19 protein-coding genes are annotated in these 20,556 nt (G+C 39.0%); all 19 read right to left on the bottom strand.

What is annotated here, in order from left to right:
* Window positions 1-207 precede the first annotated feature (207 nt).
* The 19 genes from D6853_RS09060 to D6853_RS09150 all read right to left on the bottom strand — a co-directional run bounded on the left by D6853_RS09060 (window position 208) and on the right by D6853_RS09150 (window position 20,556).
* Window positions 208-1,386: a tyrosine-type recombinase/integrase gene (locus D6853_RS09060; RefSeq protein WP_120657684.1), complete on the bottom strand. Its 1,179-nt coding sequence runs from the start codon at window positions 1,384-1,386 to the stop codon at window positions 208-210.
* Between the two features lie 108 nt (window positions 1,387-1,494).
* Window positions 1,495-2,088, bottom strand: a complete 594-nt coding sequence (locus D6853_RS09065) for an excisionase (protein ID WP_120657685.1) — start codon at window positions 2,086-2,088, stop codon at window positions 1,495-1,497.
* A gap of 438 nt (window positions 2,089-2,526) precedes the next feature.
* Entirely contained in the window at window positions 2,527-3,090 is a 564-nt protein-coding gene (locus D6853_RS09070) for a sigma factor-like helix-turn-helix DNA-binding protein (RefSeq protein WP_120657686.1), read from the bottom strand.
* Window positions 3,091-3,397: 307 nt separating this feature from the next.
* Window positions 3,398-3,580 carry a hypothetical protein gene (locus tag D6853_RS09075; RefSeq protein ID WP_120657687.1) on the bottom strand — a complete coding sequence of 61 codons (183 nt, stop codon included), beginning with the start codon at window positions 3,578-3,580 and terminating at the stop codon, window positions 3,398-3,400.
* A 217-nt stretch (window positions 3,581-3,797) separates the two neighbouring features.
* Window positions 3,798-4,337 carry a hypothetical protein gene (locus tag D6853_RS09080; RefSeq protein WP_120657688.1) on the bottom strand — a complete coding sequence of 180 codons (540 nt, stop codon included), beginning with the start codon at window positions 4,335-4,337 and terminating at the stop codon, window positions 3,798-3,800.
* 122 nt (window positions 4,338-4,459) lie between these two features.
* Window positions 4,460-4,819: a helix-turn-helix domain-containing protein gene (locus tag D6853_RS09085; RefSeq protein WP_120657689.1), complete on the bottom strand. Its 360-nt coding sequence runs from the start codon at window positions 4,817-4,819 to the stop codon at window positions 4,460-4,462.
* Between the two features lie 132 nt (window positions 4,820-4,951).
* A complete protein-coding gene (locus tag D6853_RS09090; protein WP_120657690.1) occupies window positions 4,952-6,286 on the bottom strand; it encodes a GTPase family protein in 1,335 nt (444 codons plus the stop codon).
* Between the two features lie 99 nt (window positions 6,287-6,385).
* Entirely contained in the window at window positions 6,386-7,171 is a 786-nt protein-coding gene (locus tag D6853_RS09095) for an ADP-ribosylglycohydrolase family protein (protein WP_120657691.1), read from the bottom strand.
* 5 nt (window positions 7,172-7,176) lie between these two features.
* The gene (locus D6853_RS09100) at window positions 7,177-7,863 is read right to left on the bottom strand and encodes a vWA domain-containing protein (protein ID WP_120657692.1); all 687 of its coding nucleotides are present in this window, start codon (window positions 7,861-7,863) and stop codon (window positions 7,177-7,179) included.
* Window positions 7,864-7,979: 116 nt separating this feature from the next.
* Window positions 7,980-9,092 carry a macro domain-containing protein gene (locus tag D6853_RS09105; RefSeq protein ID WP_120657693.1) on the bottom strand — a complete coding sequence of 371 codons (1,113 nt, stop codon included), beginning with the start codon at window positions 9,090-9,092 and terminating at the stop codon, window positions 7,980-7,982.
* Between the two features lie 14 nt (window positions 9,093-9,106).
* Window positions 9,107-9,676, bottom strand: a complete 570-nt coding sequence (locus tag D6853_RS09110; protein WP_120657694.1) for an HNH endonuclease — start codon at window positions 9,674-9,676, stop codon at window positions 9,107-9,109.
* A complete protein-coding gene (locus D6853_RS09115; RefSeq protein WP_120657695.1) occupies window positions 9,673-11,724 on the bottom strand; it encodes an ATP-dependent DNA helicase in 2,052 nt (683 codons plus the stop codon). Before D6853_RS09115 ends, D6853_RS09110 begins: the two co-directional genes overlap by 4 nt.
* A gap of 142 nt (window positions 11,725-11,866) precedes the next feature.
* Complete coding sequence (locus D6853_RS09120; protein WP_120657696.1) at window positions 11,867-12,655, bottom strand: hypothetical protein; 789 nt, start codon at window positions 12,653-12,655, stop codon at window positions 11,867-11,869.
* The gene (locus D6853_RS09125; RefSeq protein WP_120657697.1) at window positions 12,642-13,103 is read right to left on the bottom strand and encodes a TFIIB-type zinc ribbon-containing protein; all 462 of its coding nucleotides are present in this window, start codon (window positions 13,101-13,103) and stop codon (window positions 12,642-12,644) included. Before D6853_RS09125 ends, D6853_RS09120 begins: the two co-directional genes overlap by 14 nt.
* 37 nt (window positions 13,104-13,140) lie before the next feature.
* Window positions 13,141-14,148, bottom strand: a complete 1,008-nt coding sequence (locus D6853_RS09130; protein ID WP_120657698.1) for a DNA cytosine methyltransferase — start codon at window positions 14,146-14,148, stop codon at window positions 13,141-13,143.
* On the bottom strand, window positions 14,135-15,172 hold the full coding sequence (locus tag D6853_RS09135; RefSeq protein ID WP_120657699.1) for a DNA cytosine methyltransferase: 1,038 nt from the start codon (window positions 15,170-15,172) through the stop codon (window positions 14,135-14,137). Before D6853_RS09135 ends, D6853_RS09130 begins: the two co-directional genes overlap by 14 nt.
* The gene (locus D6853_RS09140; RefSeq protein WP_120657700.1) at window positions 15,165-16,283 is read right to left on the bottom strand and encodes a hypothetical protein; all 1,119 of its coding nucleotides are present in this window, start codon (window positions 16,281-16,283) and stop codon (window positions 15,165-15,167) included. The genes D6853_RS09135 and D6853_RS09140 overlap by 8 nt, the downstream gene beginning before the upstream one ends.
* Window positions 16,284-16,291: 8 nt before the next feature.
* Entirely contained in the window at window positions 16,292-18,034 is a 1,743-nt protein-coding gene (locus D6853_RS09145; protein ID WP_120657701.1) for a DEAD/DEAH box helicase family protein, read from the bottom strand.
* Window positions 18,034-20,556, bottom strand: a complete 2,523-nt coding sequence (locus D6853_RS09150) for a double zinc ribbon domain-containing protein (protein ID WP_120657702.1) — start codon at window positions 20,554-20,556, stop codon at window positions 18,034-18,036. The genes D6853_RS09145 and D6853_RS09150 overlap by 1 nt, the downstream gene beginning before the upstream one ends.

Raw genomic sequence — 20,556 nt, forward strand, 5'->3', positions numbered from 1 at the left:
ATTTATCGTACTTTCCCGTAATTACAAGGCTTACCAACATTGTGACCTGTAATTACGATTCCTAGTTTCATGTTTTTCTCCTATATCCCAATAATACTGGGTTTCTTAAAAAATTTTTTATCGTTTTTTGTACCAATTGTACCAGAAATCCTAAGTTTTGATTATTAATTTTATCCCCAAGCAATTTCGTTAAAAAAAATTCAAGACTCATATTGCAGCCTCAAATGTCTTCATCGCAAGCTCAAGAGATTCATCTGTCACATGTACATATGTGTCCATTGTGGTGGACAGCTGTGCATGACCTAAGATTTTCTGTAGAGATTTAGGACTAACTCCTCTCTCAATACATCTGGTAGCAAAGGTGTGCCTGAGTACGTGCATACAGAAGGGTTTTATCCCTGCCTTATCACATATCTTGTATATGTCGTTGTCATAGGTTGAATTTTTCATCGGCTTACCGGTTCTCCAGTTGATGAAGATCAGGTCTCTCATACAAACCTCGCGTTCAATACCGCTTCGAGGGTCAACAAACGTCAAAACCTGTGAAAGACTTTCATCCTCTTTGCGATCCATACGTTCTTTGTAAAGCTCCATCAATATATCATAAGCTTCTTCTGTAAGGGGAATCTTCCGAAATCCTGACATTGTCTTTGGAGGACCTGCACGCCATGTTTTCCATTCGTGCCTATACTCTAATGCCTTATCTACAGTAAGCATACGGTTCTTCCTGTCAAAATTGTCCCATGTAAGTCCAATCAGTTCTCCGGTTCGAAGTCCTGTGTTTAACAGCAACCTGAACTGCTTTGAATTGCGAGTCTTCTTTGCATACTCCAAAAATGTTTCCTGCTCTTCGATAGTAAGTGCCCTGACCTGCTTCTTCTTAAGCCTCTTGAACTTAAGCTCTACAGAATCAAGTGGGTGCTTTTCTATCAGTTCGTTCTTAAGAGCACATTTAAACATGGTGCCGAGACAAATGTAAGTCTGATAGACTGTTCCTCTGGCATACACAGCCTGAATATCATTTAAAATCTTCTGGCAATGCACTCCCTTAACATCCGCAAGTAACATCTTGCCAATCTGCTGTCTGCAATCGTTATTATAACGTTCTCTGTAGTTTCGTACTGTATTAGGAGATAAATCCTTCTTAAAGTTCTTAATCCAGTAATCAAACCACTCGTCAACGGTCATGGAATACTGCACAGCAACATGATCTTCGCTCATATCCTCATACTTGGCAGTTAAAATCCATTTCCTTGCATCAGCAACATTATCAAAGTACTTAACGACTCGTTTTCCACTAGCATTCGTGAACCGGGCCAAGAAATAACCGTCACTTCTCTGACTGATTCCTTCACCTATTTCGCGACCTTTCAAGTCTTTACCCATAAGAGAAGCCTCCTTCCATTAATTACGAAAAGAAGCATTCCTACGCCGAGTATTAAATTACCACAGAAATGCGATATTATCAAGCATAGCTCCGCTTTCAGGCACCCTCTATAACGCCTCTATATCACGGAGATATTTGTCGAATGCTTCTCTCTTTATAAGTATTTTTCTACCTACCAGAAACGTAAAATTGTTGTGTGGAACTTTGCATAATTCCCTGATACGATTTAGCCCTATATTGGTGTATGCAGCAGCCTCTTCCACTGTCAGAGATGCTTTATGCCATATAGGTACTTCACAGGATTCCGAAGCCCTGTCAGGAGCTTCCTTCCTGATATCAGTTCTATTATCAGCTTTAAGTCCCAATTGAATACCTAAGGTCTTATCTATCTTCGTAGCCATGAAATGGTCTGAAAGGCTTCCAATGTACCTCACCAACTTGTCTCGGCTGATTGTAGTTATCTGTTCAGCCATGGATGCTGATTCCTCATCTAAGCCTCCCATATGGTCCAGGATGACATGTGTAGGAAAACCTTTGCTCCTATGTATTTTGGTTGTGGTGGGTATCACTGTTATGGTTGGAGAAAATCTATTGCCTTTATTATTCTGAACGACTATCACAGGTCGCTCTCCCCTCTGGACTGATCCTATGTTTTGTCCAAGGTCTGCTAAATAAATATCTCCCCTCTTTATCTCTCTCATATGTTTTCTCCTATATGGATGTAAAAAGAAGGCTGCCCACCGCCAGTACACGATGGGTGCCTTCTTACAATACAGTTATCATTTCTCTAATTTGTCCTCGACACCCCGGAGAAACGGGAATCACTAAGCGGCTGCAGCACAGCTCCATAGGTTAATCCTCCTCGCGGTTCTCGCCAGGCCGCTCCCATTGCGTGTTCAGCGCAAAGCTTACTTGCTGTGGCTAAGCGGAAGTATCATTATCCCTGCATCCATCATGGCAAATGCCGGTGCTACCGGCTTTCCAGTGAGGCTATCTCGCGCAAGGCGTACCTATGGTGCTCCGGTATACAGGAACGTACTTAGTGAATGTGTATTCTGATGTCAAGGTACCAAGGATAAAAATCCTTCTACCTATAACTACAGAAAGTGGGCAAATTATAAGTCTAAAACGAAAAAATTTTAGATATCCAGCATGTACCTTAGCTGCCTTATCCCGCTCTGGATAGAATAATGCACTGCAGGCTGCGATACTCCCTCGATGTCTGCTATCTCCTGCTCACTAAGACCATGGAAAAAGAACATACGAAGTCTTCTCTGTAAAAGCTCAGGAAGCTGCTTAATAGCCACGCGGATAAGATAAGCATTCAGAGCTTCATCAGAATCTACTTCCCTGCTAAGACCGTGAATATAGTCTGTAGCACGAAGACTTATCTCCATACCGTCCTCATAGGCATTCATGTCCGTATGGCGAAAGTCCTGCATACGGAGCTTTTTCTGCATACGCTCGAACTCTTCAAATACCTCGCCCTGCTCAGGCGTAATTATGATATAAGGCTTAAAAGATTGAAGCTCGCACCCATCAGACGCCTCAAGCTCTTCTCTGGTTAGATCAGTAGCTACAGCCCACCTAACGCCGCCTTTAATTCCTGGGTACTGTACCTCTAAGCTGTGAAGCTTAAACATATCCTGGCTATCATTTATCTTCTTTGCTATTGCAAGCTTACCTTCATGATTTTTCTCCATATTTGACCTCCGATTTTGAAAAAGTGAATAGTTTCAAAACCAGCTGTCATGGATACCTGCCTACATATGTCTCCCACTCATGCACCGCTTCTCACTCTCAGAGCACAGAAGAAAGCGCACAAAAAGAAGACGAAGCAAAACAGCGTATTTGAATAAAATACTTTCTTCTGTTTTGCTCCGCCTTCCAACGAAACTTAGCCGTTCATAGCCGTTAACAAACTCTTGCCGCCAACTGACAAGCCTTCCGGTCCCTACACCGAATACAATGCCAGCTTACAGGCAGCTCATTTCATTATTTTCTTTATAGTCACCCCTCTGGAACCTGATGCACTTCCAGAACAATACGAATACCAACATCCTCACGCTCCAAGTCTATATTGGAGCCACAATTTGGGCAGTCCATTTCCAGATCAAAGCTGCTCCCTCTGAAAAGCCTGTGCCCGCATTTAGGACAAAAAATCTTATACCTCTGTTTTTTTACCTTCTCCACCGCATAGAATTCCTCCTCACATGTTTAGTCCCCTCATGAAATAAAGCGTACGTCTTATTGGCATTATGATAACACGCATGAACACTGGAAACTCCATCAACATTGTGTCAATCTGCCCTAACAGCAGGCATCACTGTGCCATCAAGTATCCATCAAAGAACCATCAACGATAGAAGGCTGCTGTCTCACATTTTCATGCAAAACAGCAGCCTACAAATCACCTTGTTCCAACATATGAATTTTCTTCTACATCCTCCATTTCTCGCCTATGAGCAAAGCGATACAAACAAATCCCCAAAAATTTGATTGCTTCGCGCTTCTTGCGTTCAATTGATGCCGTTGACAGATGCTCGACACGAGCCATATCCTCATTGGAACGTCCACCAGACTGCAAATAGTAATTCTCGATGATCCGCTTATAAAGTGGTCCATCTTCAATACTGGCGCCTATCGCATCCAGAATCGTATCCAACACTTGCCTCATCCAGGGACAATCCCTCAGATTCTGATAAAGCCTGTCCTGATACTCCTTAGATTCCTCCATAGGCATTTTAATCGCTTCCAAGAAGTCCCTCCGCATCTGTGCCTTTTGTCTTTTGATCCCCTCTTCGTCAAGATTAAACCGAAACAACTCAGATGTCCCAAATCCATTGCGATAATGTTCCAGCAAGATCTTGGTCAGGTCGTAGACATCCTTGGGTTCGAAGCCCTCCGAAATACACAGATTATCAATCCTTTTTTCATTCCTCGATAACATATCTTATACCTCCCTCCTTGTATAAACGCGTGTATAACAAAAAGAGAAGTATCGGAACTTAAGTCCAACCTTCTCTTTAGCTATCTAGACACTAATCTGAGACCTCAATCCCGATGCGAATCCTACGTATTATCCTGTTGTCCGCCATCGACGTAGCCGCATATTCCCTCAGCATAGGCCATAAGCCTTTCTTTCTGATTCTTATCAATCAGCCTAGAGTAACTTACAAGTCTCAGCTCATACTCCGTCAGGAACTCCCCATTGCGAGCCTCCGATGACATATTAAAAAATTCGCTCAGCGATACTTCTAACGCTTCACATATCTTCTGCAATGTATCTAATCTGGGAAAATTGCCCTTTCCGCGAAGCTTGCTCATACAGCCTGTGGAAAGATTCCCCCTCTTAGTGATATCGTAATCAGACATGTGCCTTTCGCTCTGGAGTTGATTAATTCTAGCAATAATATCTTGGCCTGTTAACATGGTGAAGACACCTCCTTATCTCCCACGAAAGTGCTACACCAATATTGTAAGAAAGATTCTTACCTTAGATAATTGAATGCAGGAAGAATATAACTTCCTAAGGTAAGAATCTTTCTTTATTCATCCTATCTGTTACTTCTTTTTATTATCTTTTTGCATTTTCTTAAACATCTTCTGAGCAGCCTTTATATCCTTACCATCAATATAATAAGCAATAGCTGTCTTCCCAATAGATTCTGTTCCTGCAAACGCCACTGTTGAACTTACCGCTGAACCTGCACCGGGGAACAAACCATTCAAAAGTTTTGCAGTCTGCTGTGCAATAAATCTAAATATTTGTCCTGCTCCTGCAACACCACCCAAACTAAATATAAACTCTATAGCAGTCTCTAAGCTAATATCCCTTCCGCTCAGAGAAGCAATAAGCGATACTAAGATTCCCTGCAAAACAACAAGAACATAGATATCTGCAATAGGAATAGGTGTAATTGCTACTGTTGCTGCTATACCGGCAAATATATTAGTAATATGATTTGACAGCCTTCTTACAAGTTCCTCTAATCTAAAAGCCATCCTTAATCCCATTTGAGCTTCAGTGTCGACCATCGCTTTATCTAGCATCTGCAATAACTCATCAATGTTATATCTTCCGTCAAAAGCCATTTCTAAATCTTCAATATCATGTTTGGGCAGATTCTTTATATTTTCCGGATCAACTTCTACACCATCTTTTGTTTGCCAATCAATCAATGCAGAAATGCCAATAATATCATCAATCTTTAATCCGTTGTTGACGATGATTCCTTTGAAATATTTCACAGCCTCTTCAATTTTATCAATCTTATTCTGTGGATACTCGTTGGCTGTTTTGAATCTTGTAGGCGACATCTCATCACACTTATTCACAGCAACAATAATTGGCAATCTAACATTATTTATTTTCTTGTACTGAGCAGCAATATCCTTCATAAAGAGAGCATCTTTATCAACGTCATCTCTATGTGTGCAATTCAAAACCAACATTGCTACATCAGGAGAAAACTCATTAATTTCATTTATCAGCGTATTCTCTGCACTCTTTTCATTCAATGCCTCAGATTCTGCAATACCTCTTGTATCCAGAATCTCCATCAAAGTCCTGCCATTATCAGTACAGTTATATATCTTGGTTCCTTCTGTACAACTTCTGACATCACCTACTTCAGCAACATATCCTCCGCACAAAGCATTTACGAGACTACTTTTACCTGCTCCGGTTCTTCCCACTAAGAAAATTCTGGGTGGACGATTCTTATCTATCCCCTCCATCAATTCCTTTAGTTCCTTATCACCAAGAATTTTATCCTTGATCATTTTCTTGGTATCAGCAGGAATGGATTCCGGCAATTTATCCATCATCTCATCAAGTTTCAAGTAAAAATTTTTCATTTTCTGCAAACGCTCATTAATATCTGCGCATTTGTTCATGATAGCCTCCTACATCAAATCGGATCATTGCTGCTTAAAACATTTTAATCTTCTTAAATTATATCAAATTTTGTAGGGGCTATATGCGATATTTTGTAATCACATTTTCAAAATAGTTATAAGTTCCTCATCTAAATACTTCTTCAACATCCCCTCTACATCCACACTTCCAAACCCACCATAAAACTCCTCAGCCACACCCCCGGCGATAGCTCCGAAGGTGTCAGAATCGCACTCCAGGCTAAAGATATTTCTAATAAAGCTCTCATAATCAGTGCTTTCATAGAAACATCTCATAGCTGCCGGCACAGATCCCTGGCAGCTCTCGTTCCACTTATAGCGAGGACGGATTTCATCAAGGCTATAACCAGTACTGTATTCATACTCATCAATTGGATATTGTTCCAAGACATAATCATAGATTTCCTGCTTACTTTTACCGTGTCTTGCCATCCATATGCAGGTTGCGGTTACAACAGCGCCCTTGATTCCTTCAGGATGATTATGAGAGACAACAGCTGTAGCTTCTGCCATGCGCTGCATCTCATCGAAGTCTTCATAATACTCCCCTACGAATGCAACTCTCATAGCGGAGCCATTGCCCCAGCTATTGTAAGGTTCATGATTATCTCCATTTATCCAGTTATAGAATCTTCCGCCATATCCTGAGAATGGATATTCTCTGCCTACTGACACCATTGTCTCCACGAGATCCGCACCTGTAATAAGCGCCTTCTTAATAGCCAAAGTCATTACTGTATCATCTGTAAATCCAATAGCATCACCTTCTGCTAATGGCACATTCTTCCAATCCAGATCCTTGGGTCTGTCAAACTCAAACTGTGCGCCTAATATATCTCCTAAAACCGCTCCTTTTACTGCCATATCAATTATCTCCTTCTCTGCTTTCTGCCACGTTTCTGAAAATCAGCGTTTATCTCTTCATCCCAGTCACTGTTATCAAGGCATCCTTCAACCTCACATAGACTTTCAGCCATCATTACTGAGCAAACAGCCTTAGAAACACCTGCATATACATTGGCTGTTCCTACATCATCACAGACATAATTCACTGCTCTATCCTTGCGGATTCCGTACTTCTGAGCCTCAGCGTAAGCATCAATATTTGCACCGATAAAAATGAACTCCCAGCCGTATTTCTTTTGCTGACGCTTAACCATCTTCTCAATCTTTTCTCTGGAATACTTGCTACTTGCGTTCTCCATACCGTCCGTAGTGATAACTACGATAGTCTTCTCCGGTCTATCCTCTTCCCTGGCATATTTATGTACATTACCGATATGATGAATAGCGCCACCAACTGCATCGAGAAGAGCTGTGCAACCCCTTACGTAATACTGCTTGTCTGTCATCTTCTCAATCTTTTCAATCGGTACTCTGTCATGAATCACTTCACAGACATCATCGAAAAGAACTGTTGACACAACCGCCTTTTCTCCGGTCTTTTTCTGTTTTGCCATCATGGAATTGAAACCACCGATTGTATCTGCTTCAAGCCCGCTCATTGAACCTGATCTATCCAATATGTAAATAATCTCTGTATATCCTTTACTCATAATCCTTAACCTCCTGGCATCTCTGGTGCCTCCCTGCAGTGAGGCTTTTGTTATTTGTTGATTTGATGATACCAATTGGCAAAAGAAAAAAGGTCAACCCGAAGGCGACCTTGTAATCAACCGTTTGAAAGCGGATCTAAGCCATAATCAAACAGCACAATATCTATTTTTAATACGTTGTAATCCTCATGCTCAATGAAATACTCTACCACAGCATCTGTCTGAGATATAGGAGATAAAGCATATCCGGCAAGCTTGAGAAAATCAACAGTTTCATCTATGTTTAGACGTAAACCTACAGCTAGAGCCAACACTTTCTCTTTTGAAGGCTTCACCTGCCCTTTTAAAAGCTTTGAAAAATACTGCTTGGAAATATTTGCAGCAGCATATACTTCTGAGTTCTTGAGCCCCTTCTTATTAATCAACTTTTGTAAATGCTTTTCAAAAGAATCTGTGTAAATTCCCTTCAGTACATCTTCCAAAGAGCCTTTCTTTTTAGCCGCTTTCTCTATTGGCGCCGAGCCAACCATAGCCTGGGTTGCAAGCAAATGCCCCCGCTCACGCCTGCTAATAGAAGCTGCACCCGGAGCATTATCCTCAGGCTCTCCTTCCTCTTCATCGGAAAGCATTAAGCACTCTTCCTCAGCCAAAAGCTCATCAGGTACACCTTCGGAGCGGTACTCTTCACTCAATGCCTCAGACACATATTCATCATCAATGAAGCTAGCAACCTCTTCGCCCAGTTCGCCGGAGATTTTCACAGACTGTTGTCCAAATACTACAAGAAAAATCTCCATATCGTGTTCTTCCAGGAATCTGGTAAAAGAATCTACGGCCACCTCAACACCAAGTCTCTGTGGAAATCCATAGGTTCCTGTTGCAAGAAGCGGAAAAGCGATTGACTTGCACTTATTCTCCGCTGCAAGCTGCAAAGACTTATCATAACAAGCCTTCAGAAGCTCAATTTCACCCTTATCGCCACCGTCCCACCAAGGACCACTTGCATGGATAATATACTTTGCATCCAGATCAAACGCCGAAGTAATAGCCACTTCTCCAGGCGCAAGTATACCTATCTTCTGGCGCTCTGCCAAAAGCTTTTCTTCTCCAGCAGCCTTATATATGGCAGAATCCACACCAGCACCGATACCCACCTCAGGGTTAGCGGTATTTACTATGGCATCCGCTTTTACCTTTGTAATATCATTTCTGATAATTTGAAATGGCATTGATTACACCTTCTTTAATCGTTCTGCAGACTCATGGTAATTCGTTTCTTTATCTCATCAGATGTTTCCTGACATGACTTCATTAATTCAAGAAGCTTTTCATGATTACTCCAATGTTCCCCCCATAACTCTTCTCCTACAATTCCTATAAAATCAAGCTTTGTAGGCACATACTTTTTCTCGTATTCTTCCAGCTTCTGACATCTTTCATCTATGTCTGCGATGCCTCTTGTTTTGGGAGAAAGCGAAGCATCACTGTACATCCATTTCTTCCACTCTTTATTTCCCTTGCTCTGATTACACTTACCACAAGCAGGAACAAGATTATGTATTTCTGATATATAACCTGTAGGTCCTTTATCGACTATCAGCGGTCTAAAGTGATCCCATTCTGTATAGGTATCGCCACAATACGCACAACAAATACTCTCTCTTGTCATTCCAAGAGTTGCAAGCGCATCATCAATTTCATCGTCAGATGGATCAACTACAGGAATGATTCCATTAACAAACGCATTTGTAATACTTGATGTTCTACCGGTAATCTTTACCGGAGTGGGCATTCTAAATACCTGCTTTTTCATAGCTGAATCTCCTGGGTAATATTCTTATAAAAAGCCTTTACCTCATTTAAGTCATTCGTTTTGTTCTTGATTGGAATAGCGTCCCAAACAACACCCTTATATTGAGCATTTGAACCATCTCCAATACGTGGATCAAGAATAGATACTATGCCGTAATCGCCCTCTTTTCTTATCAGCCGACCAATGCCTTGTTTAAGCTTTAATACCATCTCTGGCACAAGTACTTCCATCAAGCCATTTTTGCACCGTTCCATCTTTTTTTCATATATAGGATCCGGCACTGGAAAAGGTAGTTTAAATATAACCAAGTTTGAAAGCGCTACACCTTCAACACTAACCCCTTCCCAATACGATCCTGCCCCCAATAAAACAGAATTAATATCACTTTTGAACTGTGATATTACCTCTTTTTGTGGAACTCTTTCATCCTGAATGATAATTTTATACGGGACACGACCAACAAGTTTATTATAAACCTTTTTCATATCGCTTTTTGCAGTAAAGAGAACCATTGCCTTACCCTTCGTGATTTCTAAGATTTTAATTAGTTCTTCAACTCCCTGTTCAATAAATAGTTCTCGGTTTTCGCTCGGATTAGCAAGGTAGTCATTGTAATAAACTATAGCCTGTTTATCATAATCAAACGGCGATTCTTTGGGTTCTGATAATATACACGATTTATCTGAAAGTCCTGTTGTTTTAAGAAAATAAGCATAATCTTCTTTGGAATCTCCGCTATTTCCCGCCGTTATCGTAGCCGACGTCATTATTGTCCTTATCCTTTTATCTGAAAAAAACAATTTTTTCACATCATTGGCGATATCCGAAGGGCAATAATATAAAACAATACCTTCTTTCTTCTTTTTAGGACATGTAATCCAAAATACGTTCGATTCACTATTTATAAAAGCTTCCAATAATCCGCGCTGCTCTTCTAGAGAATCCAAAATATCATATATATGTTCATTATTCTTCTCAAATTCTGCCGTTGCTTCCGCTGTCGTATATATATCCGAATATAGTTTCTTTAATTGATGTGCTTTTTGCATTTGTTTTTGGGGAACACTATACTTTTCAATATCACAATTATCCTTACTGGCCGCTTGGTCCTGTCTTGTGATATCCTGCATAAATGCATCAAACATAGAATCTATTATAGATATATATTCCTTTGAGCTCCTATGAATCGAATCATTTCTTCGACAAGCTTTTACCAATTTGTTTATACTTTTTTTAATGTCATAATACCCAAGTGAACCAGTTAAAGCATTTCTGACTTTTCCCTCAATATTATGTACTTCATCTATAACAACATATTTATAATCGTCAGTTAGAATTGAACGAGTATCGCCATATTCCCACGATTTTTTCATAAGATCACTGATTAGAAGATCTTGATTGCACACTACAAAACCTTTAGTTCGTCTAACCTCTTTTCTCAATCCATAATAAGTGCAATAAGTTTTATGTACACACTTATCGCACAATCTGGGATTATAATTATTTACATTTATTTTATCCCATAGTTTTTCTGATATATCGAAATCAGCATCCTCTTGATTTCCACTATTATCGATTGTGTTTAAAATAATCTTTGTCTCTTCATCACATTCTTCCGAATAATCGTGTAGCCTTTCTTTGCACAAATAATGTGCTTGTCCTTTTATCAAAATAACATCAGCTCTAGCCTTCAAGTCACTTTTCATTCGTTCGATATCGCCAAGAAGCTGATTTTGTAACGCTATCGTTGAAGTTGCGATTATTATCGGTTCCGTACACTTTTTCCAGTACAACATAAGCGGAACCAAATATGCATATGTTTTTCCTATCCCAACTCCTGCTTCGCACAAAAAATGTTTATCTTCTATCATGGCATCTACTATTTCACATGCCATATCTCTCTGTCCCTCCCTAGAACAAAGTCCCCTTTCTTCTATCTTTTCAAAAAAGTATTCATAAACCTTTTCCCCTACCCCTCTCAGGATAGTCTTCCTTTTAAAAGCCAATTCTTCTCGTTGTTTTTCATCCCAATAATTATATCCATACATAAGCTTCTCCCTTGTGATTACTGTATCATAAGCTAATTAATGGCTTTCTTGATAATGTCTTGATAATTCTATTTATACTCAAAGAGCTGTACCAAAATCTGTACAGCTCCAAAATTCATTCCTGTAAAATTTTTATACCCTATCAAATAAACGGTTGCAAGAATTGATATAATGCTACTACCGCTGCCCCAAATTCAGCAGATCCCTTTATCGCCTGCAATGCACCTATTGCTAATTTTAAATGCTGCTTTCTAGGCGTTGTATTTTTAGCTTCATCGGTAATTACAGACAATGAACTCTCAATGCTTTCTTTGTCATCATCGCTTAAATTACAATCGTCCGACTGTTTTCTAATATCAGCAAGCAATGCGGTAAGTTTATCCATATCAAGCTGTGTCACGTTATTGGTAGCATTGATAACTGCGTTATCATTTGCAATATTTACTTGCCCATCCTTAAGTGTAATGTTGTAAACAACTTTATCGTCCAAGCCCATATCTATTCCTATCTTTGTGACATAATTTTCTATATGACGAATAAGAATCATGGTGACTCTCTCATTAAACTCCTTGAGACTATCTTGAAACTTTCTTGAATGCGAGTACGACAATGCCACACCATGAGGAATTGATATACCATTGTCAACAGCATACTTTAAGATTGCATAAACATTACGAACTTCCTCTTCATCTGTATCACCTAACTCAAAGATTGCCTGCATGGATCTAACGGCTTTAAACTCCTCTTCCATGTTCTGTGTACACTCACCACAGCTAACAATATAATCATTTATGACTTCTGTATCTGTGATAAACCTTACAAATCTCGCCAGTACTGTCTTATAATCGTCAAAATTTGTTTGAAGCAATCTATTGGACAGACTGTTAAAATCATTAAGGATTTTTCTAAGATCATTTCTAGTCAACTTCATAGTTTTTCACCCCACAAAAAGGACAATAACATCCTGTTATTTTCAATAGTGGCTTTATTTTTGCCTGCTTTTTACAACACTCAAATTCAGCCACTTCCATAGCCTCTATTCCCGTCCGTATAGGATTTTCCTCCTCGTGCTTAGGGCGTTTACCAGCTTTAAATGAAACCAAGCTATTTTTTGTGCTACGCTCTAAATCTTTAAATGCATCATAAATCATATCCATGGCATAATTACTCACCATGTTTTGTGCTAGTTCTATTACATCTTCGGTCAAATAGTTGTCACTCACCAATCCACAGCTAGGACAATAAATGAATAGATTATCATCATTATTACTCTCAGCTGCAGTAATTTTAAAAAATTCTCCACAATGACCACACTGCAATAATATGAATCCATCGTCATCAGACGGAATACTTATTTCAAAACTGATATCATTTGACATCACAATCCCCAACCATCTAATAATATCTTTTCAGCGCTTATAGATTCTTTATATGCATAGCAAGTTCATATGCCAACTTGACCGGTACTGCGTTTCCTACTTGTATGCATTGATTCTGTCTTGTTCCCTCAAATACCACATCATCAGGAAATGTCTGTATCCTTGCAGCCTCTCTTACAGTAAGACTCCTATTTTCTGTTGGATGCAGCGGAAATGCATTATGACCAGGCACCATTGTTGTAGCTGGCTTGTATCGGCTTAATCTTTTATAAACATGACTAAAATTCTTAAGCTTATTTCCTTTGTAATCAGATCTTGATCCGTTAGCAACATCCTCTGGTAGCCCTTCTTCTGGTATTCCCTCTCCCTCTTTAATACATGCAATTCTTTTTGTAACTATATCATTATGTTTCATTGGAACATGATTTGGAAACTCATTCTCTTTCCCAACCAAATCCATTATTGCATCGCCTACAGTTGCATATTCTTCCTTCGATAACTTTTTCTTTGGAAAAGTAGGTTCTGCATCAACGTCATTCCTCACGCCAAGAAAAAGCACCCTATGACGCATTTGTGGCACTCCATAATCCGCTGCGCAAATCACCTCATGGTGCACTTTATATCCAATAGCCTCGAACTCAGCAGTAATTGCATCTTTTACCAATCCATTATTAGCAGATAATAAGCCACGCACATTCTCCATTAAGAAAACCTTCGGCTTTATTACATTAACAAATCGGATAAACTCAAAAACCAACTCATTTCTAGGATCCTTCACTAATCTTTTTCCGATTGTCGAAAATCCCTGGCATGGTGGCCCGCCTATAATAAGATCTACTTTGCCCTTATACTTTTCTATTTCCTCATTAGAGATTGTTCTAATATCTCTGTCCCAAACTGGCACTTCAGGATAATTTCTCTGATGGGTTTGAATTGCTGGCTCCCAAACCTCTACTGAAAACTCAGGTTTCAAGCCAGCATCCATAAAACCTCTTAAGAATCCCCCAGCACCACTAAACAAATCAATAAAACTATTTATTTCCATAGTATTTATCAAGTTCCTCCCTCAGATACTTGGCCCAGCATTGTGCCATAATTGGTGGTACTGCATTTCCCACCTGCATGCATTGTTTTTGCCTAGGTCCCATGAAAATATAATCATCTGGAAATGTTTGTATTCTTGCCGCTTCCCTAACCGTAAGGCTTCTATTCAACCATGGATGTATAGGAAAAGCATTATGTCCTGGTACCATAGTTAAAGACGGCTTATCTCTATGAAGTCGTTTGAATGTATTTCCAAAATTTTTTCTATATAACTCTGGAGGAAGCTGATCCTCCGGCAGTCTTCCACCCTCAGGGATAAGCGCATATCTTCGAATATTAATATCTCCATGCTTTAGCGCAACATGATTGATACTTGCATCGTCAGGAACAGATGCCAAATCTCCAATTGCTTCGCCAACCGTTTTATAAGGCTTTTCTTCAGAACCATCGCATGATGGAATCGGAGGAGTCATTTTTACTCCAACTCTATTGCCGTAAAAGAACACCCTATTTCTAATCTGCGGTGCCCCATAATCAGCCGCATTAAGTATCACATAATTAAACTCATATCCCGTTTTTCTAAATGTTTCTTTTACCTCTTCAAATATTCTTCCTTTATCTCTCGTCAATAACCCCTGCACATTCTCCATGACGAAAAATTTAGGTTTTAAATAATTCAGTATTCTAATATACTCTCTAAAAAGGGTATTTCGAGGATCAAATGCGGTTCTCTTTTCAGGGTCAGATGAAACTCTCTTTCCTATGGTAGAGAAACCTTGGCATGGAGGCCCGCCAATTAACACATCTATATTTGTATCTTTACCAACATATTTATCTAAAATCTCAGAAGACAAATCATGTACATCCATCCGTAAAAAAGGTACATTGGGTCTGTTCTTCTTATGCACCTTTTCACAATCCTCATCAAAATCTGTAGATAGAATTGTTTCAAAGCCTTCTCTTTCAAAACCGATTTGAAAGCCACCCGCTCCGCTAAACAAATCTACTATTTTATAATTACTCATTTTTGTCCTCCTGGATGCCTGTAGTCAGTAGTATTTCATTTATTTTAGGCCAATCAAACTTTAAGCCCTTAAACGGCCAATAATATCGCCCTTTGCCCGAAGGTATTATTATCCCAAGCTTATTCCATAATTTGGGTTCATCTCTAACATAAGCTCTTTTAGCACCTGTCTTTACAGCTGAAGGTTTCCTTGTTCCGAGAGAATTCTTGGTTTCCATATAATCATCAAACAAAACAAAGAAATCCGCGCTAGATTCAGGAATATATTCAGCACAACTTTTTTGAAACTCATCTAAATCTTTTATAAGATCCAAATGCTTGCCATCCAGTAATATGATTTTTGCTAGATAGCTGAAAAATATCTGGCTACTATCACCATTTCTTCGCTCTACCTCTAAAAGAAGTCGCCCCTTATCAGTCAAGTGACCTGTAGGCACATCCCAAAATCCCAACTGGCACATAGGTATTTTATAATTCTGCTTTTCTGCCTTAAAAGATGCCTTACTATAATTTTTGTGCCTTGGCGTTCCATCCCATTGCTTTGTTTGTTCTGATATCATCATTTCATAGAACTCAGGATAGACTTTGTTTGTATAAATATCCTCATCCAAGTCATCATATTTATCACTGAGTTCTAGCAATGTTGCAACTTCATAATGGCTTGCGTCTCTCCACCAACACCAATATGATTTTTGCTCACTCTGTGACCTTTTCTTTGTTTTTGTGTCTGACTTACTATACATTCTAAGCACAATCACATGACCTGCCATATCATATGCAACTGTCCCGATCTGAAGCATCTGTATTTCCTTTTCTACTAGACTGTCGCAATAATAGTTGGCTTCATTAAGTGCATCTGAAGGAAAGCATACAATACATGAATCGTAATAACTCAATGTATATAATGTCTCTTTAATCCAATCTTCTTCCGTTTTTGCCATCTCTGGAAAGAAGAATGCTATAGTATCTAAGTTCTCAACATTTTGATAGGCATACTCTATTTGCGGAGTATCCCATGTGGCTATTCTTCTTACACGAAGTTCTTCAGATTCTTCAGCCTTTGCAAGCGCTTCGGTTTTCAATATTTCTTGTACTACTAATTTTTTATCCATATATCCACCTAAATTTTTGAGTTTTCAAATACCGGAGGGAACTGTAATACGCTGGAATTCTCCCCCGACTCTTCGATAGCAGCGATATCATCTAGCCAAACTCTCAAAAACTGCTCCGTATTAGGATCATCACCTGTTACTTTTCTAAATGTAACTTTGTTTGGCAAACTAATTCGTGTAGGCTTTCTTCTTCCATCACTTGGTACATCATCTGACTCCAACCCATCCTTGAGATTCAATCCTGCTGCAAATCGCCTTATATCTGAAACAAAATCCAATACAATAACTTTATCTTTTCCTTCAGATATTCTTAAACCACGTCCTAGTTGCTGTATAAAAATTCTCCTTGAATGTGTAACCCGTTGAAATACAAGAATATTAACATCCGGCACATCTATGCCCTCATTAAAAATATCTACTGTACAAACAACGTTTATCATTCCATCCGCAAAATCTGCCAATATTCTATTCTTTTCAAACTGAGTCATTTGATACCCATTCCCAGAATTAGAATATATTGCCGCTGCATTGCAAAATCCCAACGCATTCAATTTTGTGCACATTATATTTGCATGATCTATTGTTCCGCAGAACACAATAGCTCTTGGATTAGGTTGTTCACTCCATGTTTTTCTCAATTCATAAACAACTGAATCATCCCACTGTTCAATGAAAAGGGTTTTATTTATCTGCTTTGGAGTAAACGACTGCCCTTCCAAATGTCTCAATGCATCCCAATCAATATTATCTGTATACATGCGATAATCGACATTTGAAAGAAATCCTTTTTTCAGCCCTTCAACCATATCAATACATACAACAGTCTCTCCAAAAATTTCAGCCAAATCCACTTCATCTGGACGCCACGGCGTAGCTGTAAGTCCTAACAAAAATGGTCCATTATATTTACCAGCTTCTGTTTTTTCAAAAATAGATTGATACATTGAAGATCCTGCATGATGGCATTCATCAACAATAATAACGTCAAATTCTGGAAAATCCTCTTCGCGCTTTATATAATCTGCAACTGTATTCACGCAAGCAAATACAAATGAAGCCCTGTTAAGTTCTCTTTTATCAGGTTCCTCATATCCATTCCAAACAACGGAGTTTTGATGCTTAGTCATAAATTTCCAAAAAGACTGCTCCAGCTGATAAACCAAAGGATTTGTATGTGCAAGTACCAAAACTCTCAGGCTATTATTTCCAGCATACATACGATGAATTGTTTCAGCTGCAATAAAAGTTTTACCCAATCCAGTAGCTAATACAGCTAATGCTCTCCCGTCCTTACGCATATATGCGTTCATAATTCCCTGAATGGCTTTTTCCTGATACTCTCTAATAGGATGCTTATTGGGAATTCCATCTCCCAATCTTGATGCATGCTCCACAAGAGTGTCAGGCGTCCATAATTGGATATTTATACCAGACTGCATTAAGTCTCTCTGATATGCCAATGCTTTTGAATCAAATCCATTCGAAGCTACTATAACTGGAACCTTCGCCTTATAAATTTGTGCAGCACGTAATGTTTCATCAATAACTTCTACTCCAACTGGTTTTTTCCAATGTTTTGCCTGAAACAGCCATCTGATTCCATTGCGCGATGCTATAATATCTGCTCCGTGATCATTGCTCTGTCCAACAACTCTGGCACCTTCAAATCCTTCAGCCATAGCAATTCTACAAATCAATCTTTCAAATGCCTGCCATGAATTTGATTTTACACTTTCTTTGTTTACAAACATTACTCAGACACCTTCTGTTTTAAAATATCAACCGCCAACATTGTCTTTTGTAGAACTAATTCGCTAGGAGACTTATACTTAATGAAGAATAAAATATCTTCCAAACATCCCTTATATAGTGCCTTAGTTCTTTCTTGCATAAAAGCTGTTATTTCTTCGCCAATACCACTCTCTGAATACTTCTCATCCCACACAGCACCATCAAAAAACAGTTCAGGTTTTACGTCAAATAAATGAATTAAAAATGCTGCTGGAACATATTTCAAGTAACTGCCATCTGACTGAAAATCTGACAATCTAGCAATATCCTCGCCCTGATTTATCATTTCATTTACGAGTTCCTTTTGCTGCTCAGAAGACAATAAATCAAAATAATTACCTAATTCTGATTTAGCAGAAAGCATCAATCTATCCTTTATAGTTCTAAAAATGCTTTCGACAGATGTACTTAAATCACTTGTACTTCCTTCAAGCCTATCAGCCCAATATTTCTCTATTATCTGCCACGCAATATACGAAGTAGAATGAGTTCCATCTGCTGCACTTATAGAACGATTAATCTTAAATATAAAGTCTGCTATTTCTTCAGCTATCAGCTGCTCAGGAATAATCTTGCACTGTTTAAACACTCGATGATTTGGATTAATAAATATAGTAATTGAGCTCAAGTCAGTTTTATCTGAATACAATGGCAAGCTTTTAGTTCCACCATTTGATTTAAGAGCTTCTTCTACTTCATATACCTGAACTTTCACAGGAGTACTTAATACTCCATTAGCGAGCTCAATTGAGCAATCATCTATTGACAATGCATCATTCTTATTGCTATGTTTGCTTAGATATTCAACCGAAAGATGATTTTCCTCTCCTCTATGTGCTCCACATGAAGTGCAGTCATCAAAGGTAGGATCATTTTTCGTTCCACATATGTTACAAGTCCATGGCTTAATTATTTCCGGTTCCTGACTCTTTCCACATTTAGGGCAAGTCTTTGCAGAAAGTGGAATTTTTTCACCACAGGAAATACAATCCTTTCCTTTTAAAACTGTTTGGCAGGATATACATACCTCTGCTTCTTCCAAGTTTTGGCATCCACAAACAGGACAAAGCGGCATCTCCTTGACAGGCTTTTTATCCGCATCTTCAACCTTTTTCCACCATTCAGCATCATCATAAAAGCCTGGTTCCTTCTTTTTGAACTTTTCATAAAACTCTTTTTCTACATCTCTACTAATACGCCTAGGCTCTTCTTTTACAGGATCCCACACACCCATATACATGTCTGTCTTACCAGCGGTTTTAACCTTTCTATAACCCTGGAACAGCTTAAATATAGGCGAATCATTTCTATCTGCCCCTGGCTGTGTAGGCTGCAATGAACTTTCTCCTCTCAGAAAAGTCATTGCCCTATGCCATTCAGGGCTGCTTCGCTGGAAATCTTGTTTCATGAAATCAACAGGAACATGATTAAGATGTACTTCTCCTACAATTCTTCCGTAATTGCTATCAATAGGATAGTCTTTAATTACTTTCTGGAATTCATCTACAAACTCAAAAAAAGCCGACTTCTCAGAAATACGAATTGCACGTCCATTTCTAATGAGATCAATTCCATATTCAGCCATATCGTCAAATCGCTGAATACCAACCCAGCCTCTTACTCTCTCTTCAATTGTTCTTGTTTCATGAGAACCACATGCAGGACATACTGACTGAAAACTCTCTAAGGTTGTGGTGCAGTTAGCGCACTTCTTCTGGGTATAAAGTACCTTGTCAAATCTAAATACTGCAGGTATTTTGCCGTGCTTATTTCTCTCAACAAATCTTTCATCGCCCCATACACAGTGCTCGAATGCTTCACATTCACCCTCATTAACAAATATTTTCACTCTATTTTCGCGCAGAATAGTTGCATATCTTCTGCCAAGTTCTTCTCTTATTTTTTTCGCACCATAGCTGACAAGATTCTTTGTAAAGCCACGGTTGTCATTTCCATTTGGCCACCAATTACTAATTTCAATTATGGTTCCATGATCCAGTTTTCCCTTGTCCACATAATATGCAACAACGTTATAATCTTTATTTGCGTTAATCTGATTTAAGTCTATCGTTACTTCCAACGCTCTGTCAGAATCTTCTCTTGCAGAATAAAACTTAGTAACACTTCCAATTTTTCCAGTGGAAATATTAAATCCCATTCCAAATAAGCCCAAAGTATCATATGGATTATTACCGGAAAAACCTGCTCTAAGAGCTTTCTCGGTAGAATCCATTGTCAATCCTGGTCCATTATCCGAAATTCTCACAACGCCCTCACCATTTGCTACCTCTTTCGCTGATGGCAAATCAATTCTAATGCAAGGGTTTGATATGTTTATTCCTTGAAGCTTTGCCGAGGAAAACGAATCAATAGCATTATCTATCAGTTCACATAATGCATCCAAAGGTTTTATGTCAGTATGCGTTAAAGCAATTAAGACTTTTGTATCCGGCGTTAAATTCAATACTACTTCTTCTGGCAT

Source organism: Butyrivibrio sp. X503 (assembly GCF_003625475.1).
GTDB lineage: Bacteria > Bacillota > Clostridia > Lachnospirales > Lachnospiraceae > Butyrivibrio.

What these genes read in the sequence shown, in the direction of transcription:
- D6853_RS09060 (WP_120657684.1), bottom strand. Translation starts at nt 1,386, where the DNA reads ATGGGTAAAGACTTGAAAGGTCGCGAAATAGGTGAAGGAATCAGTCAG.
- D6853_RS09065 (WP_120657685.1), bottom strand. Translation starts at nt 2,088, where the DNA reads ATGAGAGAGATAAAGAGGGGAGATATTTATTTAGCAGACCTTGGACAA.
- D6853_RS09070 (WP_120657686.1), bottom strand. Translation starts at nt 3,090, where the DNA reads ATGGAGAAAAATCATGAAGGTAAGCTTGCAATAGCAAAGAAGATAAAT.
- D6853_RS09080 (WP_120657688.1), bottom strand. Translation starts at nt 4,337, where the DNA reads ATGTTATCGAGGAATGAAAAAAGGATTGATAATCTGTGTATTTCGGAG.
- D6853_RS09085 (WP_120657689.1), bottom strand. Translation starts at nt 4,819, where the DNA reads ATGTTAACAGGCCAAGATATTATTGCTAGAATTAATCAACTCCAGAGC.
- D6853_RS09090 (WP_120657690.1), bottom strand. Translation starts at nt 6,286, where the DNA reads ATGAACAAATGCGCAGATATTAATGAGCGTTTGCAGAAAATGAAAAAT.
- D6853_RS09095 (WP_120657691.1), bottom strand. Translation starts at nt 7,171, where the DNA reads ATGGCAGTAAAAGGAGCGGTTTTAGGAGATATATTAGGCGCACAGTTT.
- D6853_RS09100 (WP_120657692.1), bottom strand. Translation starts at nt 7,863, where the DNA reads ATGAGTAAAGGATATACAGAGATTATTTACATATTGGATAGATCAGGT.
- D6853_RS09105 (WP_120657693.1), bottom strand. Translation starts at nt 9,092, where the DNA reads ATGCCATTTCAAATTATCAGAAATGATATTACAAAGGTAAAAGCGGAT.
- D6853_RS09110 (WP_120657694.1), bottom strand. Translation starts at nt 9,676, where the DNA reads ATGAAAAAGCAGGTATTTAGAATGCCCACTCCGGTAAAGATTACCGGT.
- D6853_RS09115 (WP_120657695.1), bottom strand. Translation starts at nt 11,724, where the DNA reads ATGTATGGATATAATTATTGGGATGAAAAACAACGAGAAGAATTGGCT.
- D6853_RS09120 (WP_120657696.1), bottom strand. Translation starts at nt 12,655, where the DNA reads ATGAAGTTGACTAGAAATGATCTTAGAAAAATCCTTAATGATTTTAAC.
- D6853_RS09125 (WP_120657697.1), bottom strand. Translation starts at nt 13,103, where the DNA reads ATGTCAAATGATATCAGTTTTGAAATAAGTATTCCGTCTGATGACGAT.
- D6853_RS09130 (WP_120657698.1), bottom strand. Translation starts at nt 14,148, where the DNA reads ATGGAAATAAATAGTTTTATTGATTTGTTTAGTGGTGCTGGGGGATTC.
- D6853_RS09135 (WP_120657699.1), bottom strand. Translation starts at nt 15,172, where the DNA reads ATGAGTAATTATAAAATAGTAGATTTGTTTAGCGGAGCGGGTGGCTTT.
- D6853_RS09140 (WP_120657700.1), bottom strand. Translation starts at nt 16,283, where the DNA reads ATGGATAAAAAATTAGTAGTACAAGAAATATTGAAAACCGAAGCGCTT.
- D6853_RS09145 (WP_120657701.1), bottom strand. Translation starts at nt 18,034, where the DNA reads ATGTTTGTAAACAAAGAAAGTGTAAAATCAAATTCATGGCAGGCATTT.
- D6853_RS09150 (WP_120657702.1), bottom strand. Translation starts at nt 20,556, where the DNA reads ATGCCAGAAGAAGTAGTATTGAATTTAACGCCGGATACAAAAGTCTTA.